Origin of the sequence: Gordonibacter massiliensis (ex Traore et al. 2017) (genome assembly GCF_019731765.1) — a bacterium.
Classification (GTDB): Bacteria; Actinomycetota; Coriobacteriia; order Coriobacteriales; family Eggerthellaceae; genus Gordonibacter; species Gordonibacter massiliensis.
Genome location: NZ_JAASIO010000009.1, coordinates 35,311 through 55,025 on the forward strand (window position 1 = coordinate 35,311; position 19,715 = coordinate 55,025).

The 19,715-nt window shown below is 68.8% G+C and carries 17 protein-coding genes and 1 pseudogene; 15 read left to right on the plus strand and 3 right to left on the minus strand.

The window, feature by feature from the left end; all coding sequences use genetic code 11:
- Window positions 1–226 precede the first annotated feature (226 nt).
- The gene (locus HCH03_RS10290) at window positions 227–802 is read right to left on the minus strand and encodes a hypothetical protein (protein WP_221689433.1); all 576 of its coding nucleotides are present in this window, start codon (window positions 800–802) and stop codon (window positions 227–229) included.
- Window positions 803–1,302: 500 nt separating this feature from the next.
- On the opposite strand from HCH03_RS10290, the gene HCH03_RS10295 reads away from it, so the two are divergent.
- The 5 genes from HCH03_RS10295 (at window position 1,303) to HCH03_RS10315 (ending at window position 4,386) form a co-directional block, all read left to right on the plus strand.
- The gene (locus HCH03_RS10295; RefSeq protein WP_221689434.1) at window positions 1,303–1,686 is read left to right on the plus strand and encodes a Rid family detoxifying hydrolase; all 384 of its coding nucleotides are present in this window, start codon (window positions 1,303–1,305) and stop codon (window positions 1,684–1,686) included.
- Window positions 1,687–1,837: 151 nt separating this feature from the next.
- On the plus strand, window positions 1,838–2,440 hold the full coding sequence (gene thrH / locus HCH03_RS10300; RefSeq protein WP_221689435.1) for a bifunctional phosphoserine phosphatase/homoserine phosphotransferase ThrH: 603 nt from the start codon (window positions 1,838–1,840) through the stop codon (window positions 2,438–2,440).
- Window positions 2,441–2,467: 27 nt separating this feature from the next.
- Window positions 2,468–2,908, plus strand: a complete 441-nt coding sequence (locus tag HCH03_RS10305) for a fluoride efflux transporter FluC (protein WP_221689436.1) — start codon at window positions 2,468–2,470, stop codon at window positions 2,906–2,908.
- Window positions 2,905–3,270, plus strand: a complete 366-nt coding sequence (locus tag HCH03_RS10310; protein ID WP_221689437.1) for a fluoride efflux transporter FluC — start codon at window positions 2,905–2,907, stop codon at window positions 3,268–3,270. Before HCH03_RS10305 ends, HCH03_RS10310 begins: the two co-directional genes overlap by 4 nt.
- A 279-nt stretch (window positions 3,271–3,549) precedes the next feature.
- Window positions 3,550–4,386 (plus strand): TrmH family RNA methyltransferase, encoded by an 837-nt coding sequence (locus tag HCH03_RS10315; RefSeq protein WP_221689438.1) that lies wholly within the window; start codon window positions 3,550–3,552, stop codon window positions 4,384–4,386.
- Between the two features lie 383 nt (window positions 4,387–4,769).
- Here HCH03_RS10315 and HCH03_RS10320 read toward each other — a convergent pair whose 3' ends face one another.
- Window positions 4,770–5,726 (minus strand): L-lactate dehydrogenase, encoded by a 957-nt coding sequence (locus tag HCH03_RS10320; RefSeq protein ID WP_221689439.1) that lies wholly within the window; start codon window positions 5,724–5,726, stop codon window positions 4,770–4,772.
- Between the two features lie 476 nt (window positions 5,727–6,202).
- Between HCH03_RS10320 and HCH03_RS10325 the strand changes: the two genes are divergently transcribed.
- The 10 genes and pseudogenes from HCH03_RS10325 (at window position 6,203) to HCH03_RS10370 (ending at window position 18,712) form a co-directional block, all read left to right on the plus strand.
- A complete protein-coding gene (locus HCH03_RS10325; protein WP_221689440.1) occupies window positions 6,203–7,699 on the plus strand; it encodes an anthranilate synthase component I family protein in 1,497 nt (498 codons plus the stop codon).
- Window positions 7,696–8,274, plus strand: a complete 579-nt coding sequence (locus HCH03_RS10330; RefSeq protein WP_221689441.1) for an anthranilate synthase component II — start codon at window positions 7,696–7,698, stop codon at window positions 8,272–8,274. The genes HCH03_RS10325 and HCH03_RS10330 overlap by 4 nt, the downstream gene beginning before the upstream one ends.
- A gap of 40 nt (window positions 8,275–8,314) precedes the next feature.
- A complete protein-coding gene (gene trpD / locus HCH03_RS10335) occupies window positions 8,315–9,325 on the plus strand; it encodes an anthranilate phosphoribosyltransferase (RefSeq protein WP_080142219.1) in 1,011 nt (336 codons plus the stop codon).
- The gene (gene trpC / locus HCH03_RS10340; protein ID WP_221689442.1) at window positions 9,322–10,296 is read left to right on the plus strand and encodes an indole-3-glycerol phosphate synthase TrpC; all 975 of its coding nucleotides are present in this window, start codon (window positions 9,322–9,324) and stop codon (window positions 10,294–10,296) included. Before trpD ends, trpC begins: the two co-directional genes overlap by 4 nt.
- Window positions 10,293–10,937, plus strand: coding sequence for a phosphoribosylanthranilate isomerase (locus HCH03_RS10345; RefSeq protein WP_221689443.1), 645 nt, complete (start codon window positions 10,293–10,295; stop codon window positions 10,935–10,937). Before trpC ends, HCH03_RS10345 begins: the two co-directional genes overlap by 4 nt.
- Window positions 10,934–12,118, plus strand: a complete 1,185-nt coding sequence (trpB, locus tag HCH03_RS10350) for a tryptophan synthase subunit beta (protein ID WP_221689444.1) — start codon at window positions 10,934–10,936, stop codon at window positions 12,116–12,118. The genes HCH03_RS10345 and trpB overlap by 4 nt, the downstream gene beginning before the upstream one ends.
- Entirely contained in the window at window positions 12,111–12,956 is an 846-nt protein-coding gene (gene trpA / locus HCH03_RS10355; protein ID WP_221689445.1) for a tryptophan synthase subunit alpha, read from the plus strand. The genes trpB and trpA overlap by 8 nt, the downstream gene beginning before the upstream one ends.
- A gap of 77 nt (window positions 12,957–13,033) precedes the next feature.
- Entirely contained in the window at window positions 13,034–14,872 is a 1,839-nt protein-coding gene (locus tag HCH03_RS10360) for an NAD(P)-binding protein (RefSeq protein ID WP_221689446.1), read from the plus strand.
- Window positions 14,865–17,573: pseudogene (gene fdhF / locus HCH03_RS10365) on the plus strand (formate dehydrogenase subunit alpha); the annotation flags it as partial. The gene HCH03_RS10360 and the pseudogene fdhF, both read left to right, overlap by 8 nt.
- 197 nt (window positions 17,574–17,770) lie before the next feature.
- Window positions 17,771–18,712: an NAD-dependent epimerase/dehydratase family protein gene (locus tag HCH03_RS10370; protein ID WP_221689447.1), complete on the plus strand. Its 942-nt coding sequence runs from the start codon at window positions 17,771–17,773 to the stop codon at window positions 18,710–18,712.
- Between the two features lie 435 nt (window positions 18,713–19,147).
- Here the strand turns inward: HCH03_RS10370 and HCH03_RS10375 are convergent, their stop codons facing one another.
- Window positions 19,148–19,558, minus strand: a complete 411-nt coding sequence (locus HCH03_RS10375) for a peptide deformylase (protein WP_221689448.1) — start codon at window positions 19,556–19,558, stop codon at window positions 19,148–19,150.
- Between the last annotated feature and the right edge of the window lie 157 nt (window positions 19,559–19,715).

Here is a 19,715-nt window from a genome sequence, read left to right on the forward strand (position 1 = left end):
GCCAGCAATGAAACCCCGGAGCGTGCGATCGTCCTTCTTCTCGTTGTCATCCGGGGTGAGCTGCGGGCCTCCATTGCCCCCGTAGGGGCGCTCTCCAGAGCGCCCGTTCCGGCGAAGCCGGAAAACCAACCGGAACCCGCGTTCTCGCGCTCCGCGCGAGCGGGCGCTCTGGAGAGCGCCCCTACGGAGATCGTCCGACCAAGGAAGCGCCCCTGTCCGCCCCGACTTAGCGCCAGTCGGCCTCGTCGGCGAACTGCCAGCCCAGCAGCGCGTCGCCGATCAGGTGGAACGTGAAGGGCAGGGGCTTTTTCAGCTTGCCGTTGTCGATGTTCTCGGCGATGCCCTCCAGCTCGGCGAGCAGGTCGAAGAACGAGACCTCGTCCAGCGACGGCATGCCGGCCGCAATCTCGTCCGCCGAGATGGTCATGATCTGCAGGACGATGTCGAGATAGCCGCCGAGCTGCGCGTTGCTTCGCTGCAGCGCCTCCACGTCGTCCTTGTCGAAGAACGACTCTTCGACGCAGTACCAACCGACGGCGTCGTCGTCTTCTTCCATGAGGTCGCTGATGACGATGCCGTGCTCCGGCAGGTTGTCCACGTGGTAGCACGAAACCAACGTCTCGGGCGTCACGAGCGGCTCGTCGTTGTCGTCGAGATCGCTCATCACGTATACGACGCGCGCGACCAGCCCGTTCTCCACCACGTCCAGCGACAGGCCGTAGTGGTATCCCGGGTCGGCGTGGCGCGTTCCCCAATAGAGCTCGCCGTTGTTCTCGATCAGCGTTTTGACGGTAGCGGCCACAGGGCCCCCTTTGCATCGACGGTGCGCGAACGTTCAGACGATTATAGAGCAACCGCGACGTTATTGCCCGCATCCTTGCCATTCCAAGCATGATGCTGCCACAAAAGCACCGCCAAGGTATTCGTAGTGCAAGGGCTCTGACCTTGCCGCTCAGTAAGGAACGTTTTCGCAGGCCGACGGGGCTGTATCAAAAGTCGCGAAAACATGTGCCCTCCGAGGCTGCCCTGTAGGGCAAGGGCTCTGCCCTTGCCGTCAACCTGCGGAGGCGTTGCCTGTTGGGCGGCAAGGGCAGAGCCCTTGCACTACAAGACAGGCGAAGCGGCACTTTTGATGCAGCCCCCTATGGAGTGGCTGCATAGGGCACGTGTTCATCGGCCTTCGGCATGTTCACGCCCGTGCAGCTCGCGATGCGCTAGAATGGCGGGGGATTTCTCGACGTCCGCGCCTCTCGCCGCTTTGCGCGGGAGCGACGCCGGCGTCACGACGGAAGGGGTACGCCTATGGAGGCCATCGCAACATCCGACGCTCCGGCGGCCATCGGGCCGTACGCGCAGGGGGTCGTCTCGAGGGGGCTGCTGTTCGCCTCGGGGCAGATCGCGCTCGACCCGGTCACGGGCGAGCTCGTGGGCGACACCGCGGCGGAGCAGGCCGCGCAGGCGATGCGCAACGTGGCCGCCCTGCTCGCGGCGGCCGGCTCCGATTTCGACCACGTGGTGAAGGCCACGTGCTTCCTCGCCGACATGGACGACTTCGCCGCCTTCAACGAGGAGTACGCGAAGTGGTTCGGCGCCCGACGCCCGGCCCGCTCGGCTGTGGAGGTGGCGCGGCTGCCGAAGGGCGCGCTCGTGGAGGTGGAAGTTGTGGCCGAGGTCCCGCAGGACTGAGCGCGCGAAACCTCGCGATTGGCGAGACCGTCCGCCGCCTCCCGGCGTGGACATCCGAGCGACGGGAAACAGGCGTTTCGGGCTTTCCCCGACGGGGATGCTCGGGTATGCTGCAGTCAGGAAACGACGTTGAAGAGAAGGGTTGTGCCCCATGTATGTGACCTGCCTTGATTTGGAGGGCGTGCTCGTGCCCGAGATATGGATCGCGTTCGCCGAGGCGAGCGGCATACCGGAGCTCAAGCGCACGACGCGCGACGAGCCCGACTACGACAAGCTCATGAAGTTCCGCCTGGACACGCTCAAGGAGCACGGCCTGGGCTTGGCGGAGATCCAGCGCACCATCGCCACCATCGACCCGCTGCCGGGAGCGAAGGAGTTCTTGGACGAGTTGCGCGCGCAGATGCAGGTTATCATCATCAGCGACACGTTCACCCAGTTCGCGAGCCCTCTCATGGAGAAGCTGGGGTGGCCTACCATCTTCTGCAACGAACTGGATATGACGTCCGACGGCGAGATCGCGGGCATCCGCATGCGCTGCCCCGAATCCAAGCTCACCACGGTGCGCGCGCTGCAGTCGTGTGGCTTCGACACCATCGCCGCCGGCGACAGCTTCAACGATCTGGGCATGATCAAGGCGAGCAAGGCCGGTTTCCTGTTCCGCAGCACCGACGCCATCAAGGCCGACAACCCCGAACTCCCCGCGTTCGAGGAGTTCGACGATCTGCTGGCGGCCATCAAGCAAGCCGCGGCGTAGGGCGACAGGGCGGGCGAGGAAGCCGTCGTGCTCCGATACTACCTTCTCATAGGCGGCATGGGCTTTTTGGGGGCCGTGATCCGCTTCGCGCTCGAGAACGTCGTGGGGCAGTCGGGCTTTCCCGTGGGCACGCTCGCCATCAACGTGACGGCGTGCTTCGTGCTCGTGATCGTCTACAGCTACGTCGGGCGCCGTCTGCATGTGTCGCTTCCCCTGGTGCGGGGCATGGGCGTGGGCTTTTTGGGAGCGTTCAGCACGCTTTCCGCGTTCTCCAACGAGACGCTGGGCTTGTGGCAGAGCGGCGGCTACCTCACGGCGGCCCTGTACGTTGCCGCCACGTCGATCGGCTGCTTTCTGGCTGCGCTTGCGGGGGTCTACTGCAGCCGCGGTTTCGCCCAGCTTCGCTTGCGTCGGCTGCGCGCGAAGCGGGCTCAGGCGAGGCGCGAGGGCGAAGGGGGCGCGAAATGATCGCCGCGGTTCTCGCCGTGGGCTTGGGCGGTGCGCTGGGGGCCGTGACGCGCGCTTGGTGCACCGACTATGTCGGCCCGCATCTGCCCGAGCAGCTGCCGTGGGCGACGCTCGGCATCAACGTGGTCGCATGCTTCGCCATCGGGATCGTGGCCCATGTCGTCATGGACAGCCTGGTGCAGACCATGATTTGCGTGGGGTTTCTGGGAGGGTTCAGCACGATGTCCACCATGTGCTACGAGGCGGTCGGCTACTTCATGAAAGGCGACTACCGGCGCTGCTTCGGCTACCTGGCGGTCTCGTACGCCACGGCGTTGGGGGCGACCGCGCTCGGATTCGCCATTGCCGCCGCGTTGTCGTAGGCCCTGAGGGGCGAGTCGCGCCGTTCGTGCGGTACGAAGGGTTGGGCGTTGCGCTTGTCGGCGTCTGCGACGCGGCAGGTTCCTGGGGGCTGTCGGCGTACTGTCGGAGCCGCCGGGTCGCTGCCCGGGGCTGTGGCGTGCTGCTGGAGCCGCCGGATCCTGACGCTCGATGATTCGAAGGTATCGCGGGCTCGCGGGGGTTGCGTGCCGCGCGGGCTTTCGGGGCGATGCCGGTTCGGTGCGTGCCACCATGGCTGCCGACGAGAAGGAGGTCCTGCTTTGCCTATCATCTGCCTTGACGGTGTGGACGACCCGCGGCTCGCGGCGTACTCGGGCATGACCGACGCGCAGCTGCGCGACTGCCCCGACTTCGAGCACGGGCTGTTCATCGGCGAGTCGGCGAAGGTCGTCGACCGTGCGCTGGCCGCCGGAGTGCGTCCGGTTTCGCTGTTTTTGGAGGAGAAATGGCTCGCGCAAACGCAGCCGCTCATCGAGCGTTTATGCGCGGCCGACCCCGCGTTCCCGGTGCTCGTGGCCACGCGCGAGCAGTTCCACGTCGTGACGGGCTACGAGGTGACGCGCGGCGCGCTGGCCGCGTTCGAGCGTCCGCCGCTGCCGCGCGTGGAGGACTTGCTGGAGGACGCGCGGCGCGTGGCCGTGTTGGAGGACGTGACGAACTACACGAACATCGGCGCCGTGTTCCGCTCTGCTGCGGCGCTCGGCATCGACGCCGTGCTGGTGACGCCCTCGTGCCACGACCCGCTGTACCGCCGCGCCGCGCGCGTGTCCATGGGGACGGTGTTCCAGGTGCCGTGGACCCGCATCGGCAGCAAGCGCGACTGGGCTGCCGAGGGCGTGGGGCTCTTGCGCTCGCTGGGCTTCAAGACCGCCGCGCTCGCGTTGTCGGACGACTCCCTGCCGCTCCACGACCCGCGCCTGCAGGCTTGCGACAAGCTGGCCCTCGTGCTGGGCACCGAGGGCGACGGCCTGGCCGCCTCCACCATCGCGGCCTGCGACTACACGGTGCGCATCCCCATGGACCACGACGTGGACTCCCTCAATGTGGCGGTCGCGAGCGCCGTAGCCTTCTGGGAACTGCGCACGAAGTGGCGATAGGTGCTCGACCGACGTGTCGAACGACATAGAGCCTTCTAGTTGCGCGTCGGCACCGAGAATCACCTTGGTGCGCTCCGGTTGGTACAAAAATCACCGATGCCCCCTTGTTTTCCGGGTTGAAAGCCCGTAGAAAGCCCTTCGCGGTTTGCTGCTGTCTGGTTTTGCGAGGCGTTTGCCCAGATCGCAAACTTTGGGACTGTTCGCTGGGGATGCATAGATGGGGACGTCGGTGATTTTTGTGCAAAAGGCGGCTCGGCGCGTTCCGGCGGCGCCTGCGCTTGGGGTGTGCGGACGAGCGAAGGCGGGGGATCGCTTGCGGATCGCTCTAGCCGAGCTTTCTGTCGCACGAGCGAGCCCGTCTTGCGTGCAAGCCGCTTCCCGAGTTACCCCAAATCCAACTCCGCCATAACCTTCTTCAGCGCGTCGGCCGACTCGTGCAGCCTTGCCAGCTCGCCCTCCGACAGCGGTGCCGGCACCTGGTACTCGATGCCGTCCTTGCCCACGACGGCCGGCATCGACAGCACCACGTCGTTCAGGTCGTGCACGCCGTGCTGGTAGTTCGACACGGGCAGGATGGGCTTCTCGTCGCGGACGATGGCCTCGCAGATGCGCTTCACCGACATGGCTATGCCGTAGTAGGTGGCCTTCTTCTTCGCGATGATCTCGTAGGCGCTGTTCTTCACGTCCTCGGCTATGCGCTCCATGGCCTCCTCGTGCTCGAAGTGGCCGCGCAGCTCGCAGAAGTCGTTCACGGGGATGCCCGAGACGTTCGCCGTGCTCCACACCGCGATCTCGCTGTCGCCGTGCTCGCCGATGATGCGCGCGTGCACGTTGCGCGGGTCCACGCCCAGATGCTCGCCCAGGATGTACTTGAACCGTGCGGTGTCGAGCACCGTGCCCGAGCCGATCACGCGGTTCTCGGGCAGCCCCGAGAGCTTCAGTGCCACGTGGGTGAGGATGTCCACGGGGTTCGACACCACGAGCAGGATGCCGGGGAAGTCGCGCCGCGCGATCTCGGGCACGATGGACTTGAAGATGCGCACGTTCTTGTGCACGAGGTCGAGGCGCGTCTCGCCCGGTTGCTGGTTCGCCCCGGCGGTGACGACGACGATGGCCGCGTCGGCGACGTCGTCGTAGTCGCCCGCGTAGATGTTCATGGGGCCGGCGAAGGGCATGCCATGCGCGATGTCGAGCGCCTCGCCCTCGGCGCGCTCGCGATCCACGTCCACGAGCACCATCTCGGTGAATAGCCCGCTCTGCATGAGGGCGAAGGCCGTGGCGGAGCCCACGAACCCGCATCCGATGATGGCGACCTTGCGATTGTCGACGGCTCTGGCCATGGGAAAGCCTTCCTCTCGGTGGTTGACGGCGTGCGGCATCGAACCTACTGCAAGGCCGGAGGTTCGTCAAGGACGCGCGTCGAATGCACATCGCGCTTGTTCTTTCGTTTGACAAACGCGCGGGGGCGGGGGTATGATGCCTCCAGTTTTGAATGAAACCGCTGAAGTGGAAGTCAAAGCAGCCGTGCACGCACAGAGAGTCCGGGTGGCTGAGAGCCGGATCGAACGCAGGTTGCCAAATGGACCACGGAGGGCGCGGTGAACGGCGGTGGAACGGGCTTCCGCCGGCTCAGTATTCGCGACGTGAGGGCATACGTCAGTTGCCGGAGGTATGAAGGTACCTCGCAAAGCGCACGGCGCGAGCCGTGAAACAAGGTGGCACCGCGGGCAGCAAGCTCGTCCTTGGCAATGATGGTTTTGTCGAGGACGGGCTTTTTTCATGCCCTCCCGACCAAGACGGAAGGAAGGTGCCGGCCATGTACCCAACGCTCGAAGAGGTGCGTGCCATCGCCGCGGGCGGCGACTACCGTCGCGTGCCCGTGTGCTGCGAGCTCATGGCCGATCGGTTCACGCCGGTCGGGGTCATGCGCACGCTGCGTTCCGCGAGCTGCCACTGCTTTCTGCTGGAGAGCGCCGAGCAGGGTGGCGCGTGGGGCCGCTACTCGTTTCTGGGATGCAACCCCACCCTCGAGCTCACCTGCACGAACGGCACGCTGCGCATACGCGAGGGCCGCGAGGGCGCTCCCTTGCGCGAGACGGTTGAGGAAACCGGCCATCCCGGCCGCGCCATCCGCGCGGTGCTCGAGAGCTGCAAGAGCCCGCAGGTGCCGGGCATGCCTCCTCTGGCCGGCGGGCTGGTCGGCTACTTCTCGTACGACTACGTGAAGTACGCCGAGCCGCGCCTGCGCGCGGGCGAGCTGGCCGATCGCGATTTCCGCGACGTCGACCTCATGCTGTTCGACCAGGTGATCGCCTTCGACCACGCACGCCAGAAGCTGCTCGTGGTGGGCGGCGTGCGCACGGACGACCCCGAGGGCCTCGAGGCCTCCTACGAGCGGGCGCACGCCGCCCTGCAAGACACGGTGGCCCTGCTGGAGAGCGGCGCCAAGGCGTACTTCCCGCCCCTGCGCCTGCGCGAGCCCTTGGCCCCGCGCTTCTCGCAGCAGGAGTACGGCGAGATGGTGGAGCGCGCGAAGCGCTACATACACGAGGGCGACATCTTCCAAGTGGTGCTGTCGAACCCGTTGACGGCCGCTGCGGAAGGCAGCCTGTTCGACGCGTACCGCGTGCTGCGCACGACGAACCCCTCGCCGTACCTGTTCTACTTCTCGAGCGACGACGTGGAGATCGCGGGGGCCTCGCCGGAGACGTTGACGAAGCTGCAGGACGGCATGCTGCGCACGTTCCCTTTGGCTGGCACGCGCCCGAGGGGCGCGACCGACGAGGAGGACGCCGCCAACGAGCGCGCCCTGCTGGCCGACGAGAAGGAGCTGGCCGAACACAACATGCTGGTAGACCTGGGTCGCAACGATCTGGGCCGCGTGAGCGAGCTGGGCAGCGTGCGCGTGGAGCGGCACCTGGCCGTGCAGCGGTTCTCGCACGTCATGCACCTGGGCTCGGAGGTGCGCGGCCGTCTGCGCGCCGACCGCGACGCGGTGGACGCGCTCGACGCCATCCTGCCGGCCGGGACGCTCTCGGGCGCGCCGAAGCTGCGCGCCTGCCAGATCATCCGGGAGCTGGAGGGCGCGAAGCGCGGCATCTACGGCGGGGCGGTGGGGTACCTGGACTTCACGGGGAACATGGACACGTGCATATCCATACGGCTGGCGTACAAGAAGGACGGGCGCGTGTGCGTGCAGTCGGGCGCGGGCGTCGTGGCAGACAGCGACCCGGCCGCCGAGTTCGCCGAGTGCCGCAACAAGGCCCGCGCCGTGGTGGACGCGCTCGCCGCGGCGGAAGGGGGCCTGCGATGATCCTGCTCGTGGACAACTACGACAGCTTCGCCTACAACCTCTACCAGATGGCGGGCGCCGTCCGCCCCGACATACAGGTGGTGCGCAACGACGCCATAGACGTGGACGGCATCGCGGCGTTGGCGCCGGACGCCCTCGTCCTCTCGCCCGGCCCCGGCCGCCCCGAGGACGCGGGCGTGTGCATGGCGGCGGTCGAGCGCTTCGCGGGCACGGTGCCCATCTTGGGCGTGTGCCTGGGCCACCAGGCCATCTGCGCGGCGCTCGGCGCCACGGTGGGGTACGCGAAGGAGCTCATGCACGGCAAGGTGTCGCCGGTGGAGGCGACGGGAGAGAGCGTGCTGTTCGCGGGCCTGCCCCGCACGTTCCCGGTGGCACGCTACCACTCGCTGGCGGTGGACGGGGACACGCTGCCGTCCGCGTTGCGCGTGAGCGCGCGCACGGCCGACGGCGAGGTGATGGCCGTGGAGCACCGCGAGCTGCCCGTGTTCGGCGTGCAGTTCCATCCCGAGTCGGTGATGACGCCGCACGGGGCCGCCATCGTCGGGAACTTCCTGGCGCTGGCCGGGCGGGCGTAAGGCAGAGGAAAACGACGAACCGGAAAGGAAGTCGAGCACGATGATAAAGGAAGCCATTCTCAAGCTGTCCCGCAAGGAGGACTTGACCTACGCCGAGGCGGAGGAGGTGATGAACGAGATCATGAGCGGCGAGACGAGCGCCGTGCAGACGGCGTCGTACTTGACGGCGCTGGCCATGAAGGGCGAGACGGTGGACGAGATAACCGCGTCGGCCGCCGGCATGCGCGCGCATTGCGTGAAGCTGCTGCACGACCAAGACGTGCTGGAGATCGTGGGAACGGGCGGCGACGGCTCGAACTCGTTCAACATCTCCACGACGTCGGCCATGGTCATAGCCGCAGGCGGCGTTCCCGTTGCCAAGCACGGCAACCGAGCGGCCTCGTCGAAGTGCGGCGCGGCCGACGTGCTGGAAGCGCTGGGCGTGAACATCGCGGTGCCGCCCGAGCGCTCGACGGAGCTTCTGGGCGACATCGGCATCTGCTTCTTGTTCGCGCAGAACTACCACATAGCCATGAAGTACGTGGCTCCGGTGCGCAAGGAGCTGGCCATACGCACCGTGTTCAACATCCTGGGCCCGCTGTCGAATCCGGCGGGCGCGAACCGCGAGCTCATGGGCGTGTACGAGCAGGCGCTCGTGGAGCCGCTCGCGCAGGTCATGGCGAAACTCGGCGTGGCGCGCGGCATGGTGGTGTTCGGACAGGACGGCCTGGACGAGATATCCATGTCCGCGCCCACGAGCGTGTGCGAGATACGCGACGGCTGGTTCCAGTCCTACGAGGTGGCGCCGGAGGACTTCGGCTACGAGCGCTGCGCCAAAGACGAGCTGGTCGGCGGCACGCCGACGGAGAACGCGGCCATCGCGCGCGCCATCTTGGAAGGCGGCGAGCGGGGCGGCAAGCGCCAAGCCGTGTGCTTGAACGCGGGCGCGGCGCTCTACATCGGCGGCGTTGCGGACACGATGGCCCAGGGCGTGCGCCGGGCCGAGGAGCTCATCGACTCCGGGGCGGCGCTGGCGAAGCTCGACGAGTTCGCGCGGGAGAGCAACCGATGAGCGCGGAGCCGTTCGAAGCGGTCGACGCGGCACGCGGCGCGGGCGGGCCGAGTGCTCCGTCCGTCGCAGGCGCGGAAAGCATTCTGGAGAAGATCGCCGCGCGCACGCGCGAGCGCGTGGAGGACGAGAAGCGCGTGCGGTCTTTGGCCGAAGTGCGCCGCGCGGCCGAAGAGCGGTTGGCGGCCGAGCGGGCGGCGGAGGGGCGGCCGACGGCCGAGCGGGCGGCTGCCGCGACGTCTGGAAGCGCGTCGTCCGCGCCCGACGCGCTCGCTGCGGCGCGTGGGCAGGCGCCGGACGCCCTCCCGTTCGAGCGCGCCCTCGCGCGGCCCGGCATCTCCTTCATCTGCGAAGTGAAGCGCGCCTCCCCCTCGAAGGGGCTTATCGCGCCCGACTTCCCCTATGTGGACATCGCGCGCGACTACGAGGCGGCGGGCGCTGCGGCCGTGTCGTGCTTGACGGAGCCCTTCTGGTTCCAAGGGCGCGACGAGTACCTGGTCGAGATCGCGCGCGCGGTGGACATCCCCGTGCTGCGCAAGGACTTCGTGGTGGACGAGTATATGGTGTACGGCGCGAAGGCCCTGGGCGCTCAGGCCGTGCTGCTCATCTGCTCCATCCTGGACGACGGGGAGCTGGCGGCCTACCGGGTGCTTTGCGACGAGCTGAGGCTGTCCGCGCTCGTGGAGGCGCACACCGAGCGCGAGGTGGAACGGGCGCTTGCGGCCGGGGCGCGCGTGGTGGGCGTGAACAACCGCGATCTGGCCACGTTCGAGGTGGACCTGGGCACGAGCCGCCGGCTGCGCGCGCTCGCGGGCCCCGAGGCGCTGTTCGTGGCCGAGAGCGGTATCCGCACGCGCGCCGACGTGGCGCGCCTGCGCGAGGACGGCGTGGAAGCGGTGCTCGTGGGCGAGGCGCTCATGCGCGCCGCCGACAAGCGCGCCGCGTTGGACGAGCTGCGAGGGGAGGGCTCATGACGCGGATCAAGGTGTGCGGCCTCGTGCGCGAGGACGACGTGGACGCCGTGAACGCGGCGCGACCCGACTTTGCCGGGTTCGTGGTGGACGTGCCCGCCAGCCGCCGCAGCGTGTCGCCCGCCGAGGTGCGCGCGCTCGCGGCGCGTCTGGACGCGGGCATCCAGGCGGTGGGCGTGTTCGTGGATGCGCCGGCGGCGACGGTGGCGGAGCTGTTGAACGACGGCACGCTCGACGCGGCGCAGCTGCACGGAAGCGAGGACGCGGCCTATGTGTCGGCGCTGCGCGAGCTGACCGACAAGCCGCTCGTGCAGGCCTTTCGCGTGGCGAGCGCCGCGGATGTCGCCCGCGCCGAGGCGAGCGCGGCCGATCACGTGCTGCTCGACAGCGGCGCGGGCAGCGGGAGGACGTTCGACTGGAAGCTCGCCCGCGCCTGCAAGCGGCCGTTCTTCCTGGCGGGAGGGCTCGAGCCCGGCATCATCGCCCGGGCCGTCGAGGCGGCGCGGCCCTTCGGCGTGGATTTGAGCAGCGGGGTTGAGACGAACGGGGCGAAGGACCCCGAGAAGATCGCCCGGGCGGTGGCCGAAGCGCACGGCGCGGACGCGCCCGAAGCGGAAACGACGAGAGCAAGGGAGCAACGATGACCAAAGGAAGGTTCGGCGTGCACGGGGGCCAGTACATCCCCGAGACGCTGATGAACGCCGTGGGCGAGCTGGAAGAGGCCTACGCGCACTACCGGGAGGACCCGGAGTTCAACCGAGAGCTCGCGGACCTGCTCAACAACTACGCGGGGCGCCCTTCGCGCCTCTACTTCGCCGAGCGCATGACGGAGGATCTGGGCGGCGCGAAGGTGTACCTCAAGCGCGAGGATCTGAATCACACCGGCGCCCACAAGATCAACAACGTGCTGGGCCAGGCGCTGCTGGCCAAGAAGATGGGGAAGACCCGCCTCATCGCCGAGACGGGCGCCGGCCAGCACGGCGTGGCCACCGCCACCGCGGCGGCGCTCATGGGGATGGAGTGCGAGGTGTTCATGGGCCGCGAGGACACCGAGCGCCAGGCGCTCAACGTGTACCGCATGCGCCTTTTGGGCGCGCAGGTGCACGCGGTGGACGAGGGCACGGCCACGCTCAAGGACGCCGTGTCCGCCACGTTCCGCGAGTGGACCACGCGCATCGACGACACGCACTACGTGCTGGGGTCGGTCATGGGCCCGCACCCGTTCCCCACCATCGTGCGCGATTTCCAAGCGGTCATCTCGCGCGAGATCAAGCAGCAGCTGGCCGAGCGCGAAGGGCGCCTGCCCGACGCGGTGCTGGCCTGCGTGGGCGGCGGCTCGAACGCCATCGGGGCGTTCTACCACTTCATCGACGACCCGTCGGTGCGCCTCATCGGCTGCGAGGCGGCCGGGCGCGGCGTGGACGGCTTCGAGACGGCCGCCACCATCGCCACGGGGCGGCTCGGCATCTTCCACGGCATGAAGAGCTACTTCTGCCAGGACGAGCACGGCCAGATCGCGCCCGTGTACTCCATCTCGGCCGGGCTCGACTACCCCGGCGTGGGGCCCGAGCACGCGGCCCTGCACGACGCGGGGCGCGCCGAGTACGTGCCCGTCACCGACGACGAGGCGGTGGAGGCGTTCGAGTACCTGAGCCGTATGGAGGGCATCATCCCCGCCATCGAGTCGGCCCATGCGGTGGCGCACGCGCGCACGCTCGCGCCCGCCATGGGCAAGGACCAGATCATGGTCATCAACATCTCCGGGCGCGGCGACAAGGACTGCGCCGCCATAGCCCGCTATCGAGGGGAGGACCTCCATGAGTAGCATCCAAGCGCCGGCCGCCCAGCCGGGAGGCGCGTCCGCCGCCGCGTCGGGCGCCGCCCGCGTCGCGCGCGCCTTCGCCTCCGGCAAGGCGTTCGTGCCGTTCGTCACCTGTGGCGACCCCGATCTGGAAACCACCGAGGAGCTGGTGGTGGCCATGGCCGGGGCCGGGGCCGATCTGGTGGAGCTGGGCATCCCGTTTTCGGATCCCACGGCGGAAGGGCCCGTCATCCAGGCCGCCAACCTGCGGGCGCTCGCCAAAGGCGTGACCACCGACCAGGTGTTCGAGCTGGTGGGGCGCGTGCGGAAGCGCACGGACGTGCCGCTCGCGTTCATGACGTACGCCAACGTGCCGTTCTCGTTCGGAGCGGAGCGGTTCGCGCGCCGCATGGCCGAGACGGAGGTGGACGCGCTCATCCTGCCCGACATCCCCTTCGAGGAGAAGGAGGAGTTCGCGGCTCCCTGCCGTGCGGAGGGCGTTGCGTTCGTGTCGCTGGTCGCGCCCACGTCGCACGAACGCGTGCAGATGATAGCGCGCGAGGCCGAAGGGTTCGTGTACTGCGTGTCGTCGCTCGGCGTGACGGGCGCGCGCGAGAACATCGCCACGGACGTGGCGGCCCTGGTGGAGCGCGTGCGGCGGGCGCGGCCCGACATCCCGTGCGCCGTGGGCTTCGGTATCGCCACGCCCGAGCAGGCCGCCGCCATGGCGGCCGTGTCGGACGGCGCCATCGTGGGCAGCGCCATCGTGCGCCTGGTCGCCGAGCACGGCCGCGCTTGCGTGGAGCCGGTGGCCGCCTATGTGCGCGCTATGAAGGCCGCGGTGTCCGCCGTCGAGAATTGATGGCGGCCCGCTCCCATTGCGCAGCGCTCTGCTATGATGCGGGAATGCAGTGATCGCATGCGAGCGGGGGAGGGTCATTGGCGAAGCTATCGGTGGCGCCCAGGGCGAAAGACGACGAGCGCCTGGCCGCCTACGTCGAGAAATACGCGCGGCGCGTGGAGGCCATGCCGCCGGGCACGTGCCCGGTCGTGGCGCAGCTCGCGCTTCTGCAGGCGGGGGCGGCGCAGACGTGCGGGAAGTGCGTGCCGTGCCGCGACGGCCTGCCGCGGCTGGCGGCGCTGCTCGAGCGCGTGGCAGCCTGCGAGGCCGACGAGAACGTGCTCGTTGAAGCCCGCGCGCTGGCCGAGATGATCCGCGACACCTCCGACTGCGCCATCGGCTACGAGGCGGCGAACGCCGTGCTCGAGGGCATGGACGCCTTCGCCGACGAGTACGCGAGCCACGTGGAGCGCGGCGCGTGCCAGGAGGGCGTGGGGCAGACGGTCCCCTGCGAGACGCTTTGCCCGGCGCACGTGGACGTGCCCGGCTACCTGGCGCTCGTGGCGGGCGGCGACTACGCCGGGGCCGTCAACCTGGTGCGCAAGGACAACCCGTTCCCCACGGCGTGCGCGTTCGTGTGCGAGCATCCCTGCGAGACGCGGTGCCGCCGCACGCTTCTGGACGCGCCCGTCAACATTCGCGGCATCAAGCGCTACGCCGTCGACCAGGCCCCCGCCGACCGGGTGGCGCCGCCCGCGCACAGCGTGGACACCGCGAAGAACGTCGCCGTCATCGGAGGCGGGCCGAGCGGGCTCACCTGCGCCTACTTCCTCGCCCTCATGGGGCACCGCGTGACGGTGTTCGAGGCGCGCAGCCAGCTGGGCGGCATGATGCGCTACGGCATTCCCGCCTACCGCCTTCCGCGCGAGCGGCTGGACGAGGATATCCGCGGCATCCTGTCCGCCGGCTCCATCACGGCGCTCTGCGACACGCCGGTGGGCGCGCGCGAGATGGCCGAGATCGCCGAAAACTACTATGCCGTATACGTGGCCGTGGGCGCGCAGGCGGGCAAGACGCTCAAGATGGAGAACGCGGACGCCGCAGGCGTCATGTCGGCGGTGGAGCTGCTGGGCGCCATCGGCGACGGCGATTACCCCGACTTCACGGGCAAGAAGGTAGCCGTGGTGGGCGGCGGCAACGTGGCCATGGACTGCGCGCGCACGGCCGTGCGCGCCGGAGCCGCCGAGGTATCGGTGGTGTACCGTCGCCGGCGGTGCGACATGACGGCGCTGCCGGCCGAGGTGGAGAGCGCCGTGGCCGAGGGCGTGGAGCTGATCGCGCTCGAGGCGCCGGCGGCCATCGAGGTGGATGGGGCCGGGCGCTGCGCCGCGCTCGTCACGCAGCCGCAGATGATCGGCCCCGTGCGCGGCGGCCGTCCGGCCCCCGTGCCGGCCGACAAGCCCCCGCGCCGCATCGAGGCCGACGTCGTGCTCGTCGCGGTGGGGCAGGACATCGAGGCGGGGCCGTTCGAGGACTTCGGGATGAAGACCACCTGGGGGCGCTTCGACGCCGACGAGCATCTCGCGGCCGAGGGCTTCGGCAACGTGTTCGTGGGCGGCGACTGCCAGACGGGCCCGTCCACGGTGATCCGCGCCATCGGCGCGGGCAAGGTCGCCGCGCGCAACATCGACGCCTACTTGGGGTATTCGCACAAACTCGCCTGCGACGCGCACGCCCCGGCGGCCGCGCCCAACGACCGCGCGCCCAAGGGCCGCGTGGAGCTGGCGGAACGCCCGGCCCGCGAGCGCAAGCGGGATTTCCTGGACGTGGAAGAGGGCATGAGCCGCGAGGAGGTCGTGCAGGAGTGCGGGCGCTGCCTGCGCTGCGACGTCTTCGGCTGCGGATCGACCGAGGGAGGCAGGAGCCAGTATGCCTAGCATCACGATAAACGGCGCGGCGCTTGAGGCGCCGGAGGGCGCGACCGTGTTGGAGGCGGCGCGGGAGGCGGGCATCCGCATCCCCACGCTCTGCTACCTGAAGGACGTGAGCGCCGTTGGCGCGTGCCGCGTGTGCGTGGTGGACGTGGAGGGCGTGGACCATCCGGTGCCGTCGTGCTCGACCGCCGTGTGGGACGGCATGGCCGTGACCACCGACTCGCCGCGCCTGGCGACCTATCGGCGCATCGCGCTCGAGCTGCTCATGGCCGACCACGGGCGCGGCATGGGCGCCCCCTGCCTCGCCTGCGACAAGAACGGTGCCTGCGAGCTGGCCGCCCTCTGCCGAGAGTACGGCGTGGAGGGGCCGGAGCGCCCCGAGCCGCGCCCGGTGCGGCCCGTGCTGGACGCCAACCCGTTCCTCTCCTTCGACCCGAACCTGTGCATCCGCTGCCAGCGCTGCGTGGGCGCCTGCAACGCCGCGGCGCGCAACCACACGCTGCGCACGGGCAAGCGGGGCGTGCGCACCGCCATCGAGGCGCCGTTCGGCGAGGACTGGCGCGCCACCGACTGCGAGTCGTGCGGCACCTGCGCGCAGGCGTGCCCCACGGGCGCGCTCACCGAGAAGCGCCGCGGCGCCTACCGCTCGTGGGAGACGGAGCGCGTGCGCACCACCTGCCCGCACTGCGGCGTGGGCTGCCAGCTGGATCTCGTGGTGAAGGACGGCCGCATCGTGGACGCCGAGGGCGCGCCGGGGCCGTCGAACAAGGGGCTTCTGTGCGTGAAGGGGCGCTCGAGCAGCTTCGATTTCGTCGACGCGCCCGACCGTCTGCGCACGCCGCTCGTGCGCAATGCCGCCACCGGCCAGCTTGAGCCGGCCACGTGGGACGATGCGCTCGATGTGGTGGCGCGGCGCTTCACGGAGCTGCGCGACGAGCACGGCGGCGGGTCGCTTGCGGCCTTCGCCTGCTCGCGCTCTACGAACGAGGATATCTACTTGTTCCAGAAGATGGCGCGCATCGCCTTCCAAACGAACAACGTGGACTGTTGCGCGCGTGTTTGACACGCTCCCACCGTCGCCGGTCTGGCGACCATGCTTGGCTCGGGAGCGATGACGAACTCCATCGACGACGTGACGCGCAAGGCGGACGTCGTCATGCTCGTGGGGTCGAACCCCGAAGAGGCGCATCCGGTCATCGGCATGCAGCTGCGCGCCGCCGTGGAGCGGGGCTGCCGGCTCATCGTGGTGGACCCGCGCGACATCGGGCTGGCCGCGCAGGCCGACATCCACCTGAAGCTGCGGCCGGGCACGAACGTGGCGTTCGCCAACGGAATCGTGAACATCCTGCTGGCCGAAGGCCTGGTGGACGACGAGTTCGTGCGCGAGCGCACGGAGGGCATCGAGGTGCTGGCCGCCACGGTGCGCGACTACACGCCCGCGCGCGTGGCCGAGATATGCGGCATCGACCAGCGCGACCTCGTGTCCGCCGCGAAGATGTACGGTTCGGCGGGGGCGGCCGCCATCGTGTACTGCCTGGGCGTGACGGAGCACTCCACCGGCACCGACGGCGTCATGGCGCTGTCAAACATCGCCATGATAACCGGCAACCTGGGCAAACCTGGCGGCGGCGTGAACCCGCTGCGCGGGCAGAACAACGTGCAGGGCGCCTGCGACATGGGTGCGGGGCCGGATGACCTGCCTGGCTACCAGAAGGTCGCCGACCCCGAGGCCGTGCGCCGTTTCGAGCGCGCCTGGGGCGCGTCGCTGCCGCGCGAGCGCGGGCTCAAGGCCACCGAGTGCTTCCCCGCCATGTTGAAAGGACGCGTGCGCGGCCTGTTCCTGTTCGGCGAGGATCCCGTGCGCACCGACCCGGACACGCACCACGTGATCCGAGCGCTGGAGGCGCTGGAGTTCCTGGTGGTGGACGACCTGTTCCTCACCGAGACGGCGAAGTACGCCGACGTCGTTTTGCCCGGCCGCAGCTACGCGGAGAAGGAGGGCACGTTCACGAACACCGAGCGGCGCGTGCAGCGCGTGCGCAAGGCGGTGGAGGGGCCGGCGGGCGCGCGCCTCGACACGGACATCTTCGCCGAGGTGATGAACCGCATGGGCTGCGCGCAGCCGCGCATGGACGCCGCGGCGCTCATGGACGAGATCGCGTCGGTGACGCCTTCGTACGGCGGGGTGAGCCACGCGCGCCTCGACGGCGACGAGGCGGCCGGCCGGGGCCTGCAGTGGCCGTGCCCGCATGCGGAGCACCCCGGCACGCCCATCCTGCACCAGCACGAGTTCGCGCAGGGCGTGGGCGCGTTCTCCACGCCGGACTACCGCCCGTCCGCCGAGCTGCCCGACGGCAAGTATCCCTTGGTCATGATGACGGGACGCGTGCTGTACCAGTACAACGCCCGCGCGATGACCGGACGCACCGAGGGCTTGGACGAGATGTCCGGCAGCTCGTTCATCGAGCTGAACGACGCCGACGCCGCCGCCCGCGGCATAGCCGACGGCGACCGCGTGCGCGTGTCGTCGCGGCGCGGCGCCATTGAGACCACGGCCCGCGTGTCCCCCAAGACGAACCCCGGCCAGACGTGGATGCCCTTCCACTTCCAAGACGGCAACAGCAACTGGCTCACCATAGCCGCCCTCGACCGCGTGTCGAAGGCCCCCGAGTACAAAGTGTGCGCTGTGCAGGTGGAGAAAGCGGGCGATGCGAGCGGGACGACGGCGCGCACGGACGCCGGAGCGGGTGGTCCGAGCGAATCGCCCGATGCAGCCGAAAGGGAGGTGGCCGGCGAGGCGTTCGGCGGGGTGGCAGCCTCCTGTCGCGCAGCGCAGTCGCTCGGCGCGCGCGATGCCGAAGGATCGAACGAGGCGGCCAGCGCGGACGGGGGAGCGAGGGCGTGAACGCGCTCGTGCTCGGCGGCACGCAGTTCATCGGCCGCGCATTGGCAATGGAGCTGGTCGCGCGCGGCCACGTCGTGTCCATCCTCACGCGTGGCAAGCTTCCGGTGGACTACGAGGGCCTGCATGCGCGCTACGTGGCCGACCGCAAGGACGTCGAGAGTTTACGGCAGCTGGAGGGGAAACGCTTCGATGCGGTATTCGACGTGTCGGGCTATGGCATAGCCGACGTTAGGCCGGTGCTCGAGGCGTTGCGCCCCGGTACGGAAACACGCTACGTGTTCCTGAGCTCGGGCGCCGTGTACAAACCTTCCTCCGCACCGCTCTCCGAGGACGCGCCGAAGGGCGAGAACGAACAGTGGGGTCGGTATGGAACGGACAAGCTGGCGGCCGAGGAGTTGTTGCGGGAGCATCGATCGTGGGAGGGTTTCGCCCTGTCTATCGTGCGGCCCGCCTACGTGTACGGCCCGGGCAACAACCTGTACCGAGAAGCGTACCTGTTCGACCGCCTCGAGCGGGGCGAGGCGGTGCCCGTACCGCAGGGCGGTACGACAACCCAGTTCGTGCACATTGATGACCTCGTGAACCTCCTTGTCGGTCTCGCGCTACGCGAGGCCGACGGCGAAGAGGAGGCTTTCAACTGCGCGCACCCCGAGCCGATCGGCTGGCCCGCGCTCGTGGAGGCCGCCGCTGAGGCGATGGACGTGGAGCCGCGCTTCAAGGAGGTCGACTACCGGGGCGTCATGGAGCCGCGCGAGTTCTTCCCGTTCCGGGACTGTACCTATCTGCTCGACGTCGGTCGGGCCGCACGACTCGGCCTGGCCCCGGCCATCGACCTGCGAGAGGGCTTGGCCGAAACGTACGCCTGGTACCGCCGCGCCCGTCCGCGCCTCATCGATCCCAAGATGAACCGCGTCGAGGAAGCGCTTGCCGCGGGTTAGGTCGGCGCGCTGTCGGCGCACACTTGCCGTTCTTCATGATTGCACGCTAGCTCCGCTGTTAAACCAGCATTGCCACGTACCCGGCCAGGTTGTCATCCTGAGCGGAGGCGGCTCGCTCAGGATGACAACGCGTTGGCTTGCGGAATGTCAATGCCGGTTTAACAGCGGAGCATCGAGTTTTCGCACGTTTTTCGTCGGAATGTTACATTTGGGAGGCCGTATGCTGGCGTTCCGCATGGTGAAGAGAGGCTATCTTCTTCCGAGCTAATTCGCGACCTGGGATTATCGTATTCAGGGAGCGTCTTCGCAATGAAGAGCGTATGCGAGTGGGCTTGCATACGCAACATTGCGCCCGAAAACGTGTAAAAAAGCGGAGCCTGCGTCGACGCTGCGGCCGCGCGCCAAGGAAAAGCACCGCGCTCGTTCGCCGAAAGCTCAGATCAAAACGCCGTTGCAGTGGTCCACTTCGTGCTGGATGATCTGGGCGGTCCAGCCGCGGTAGGACTTCGTGTGCTCGCGCAGCTGCTCGTCTTGGAAGCGCACTTTGATGGTCCGGTAGCGCGTGGTCGTGCGCACGCCGTCGAGGGACAGGCAGCCCTCTTCAGCCTTGAACGGGCCGGAAGCTTCGACGATCTCAGGGTTCAACATCGTTCGCGTCGTCCCGTTGTCGTCGAATACAATGATGCGCTTCAACACGTCTATCATGTTCGCCGCCATGCCCACGCACGAATTCGCATGGGCCGCCAGCGTGTCGCGCAGGTCGCACGCCGTTTGCAGGTCGTCGGCCGTTGCGGGTGCCGAGGCCTGGCGAAGGACGAACCGGTCTTTCATGATGGGCTTGATCACGGGGCCGCCTTTCGCGTCGTCGTGGGAGGATGGATAGGGCGCCATGAAGGGGCGCACCGAACGTTCCGCGTCGAGGAACGTTCGCAGGTTGCACGTAGGGCAAGGGCTCTGCCCTTGCCGTCGACCGGAATCGCCCCGCAGGCGGCGGCAAGGGCAG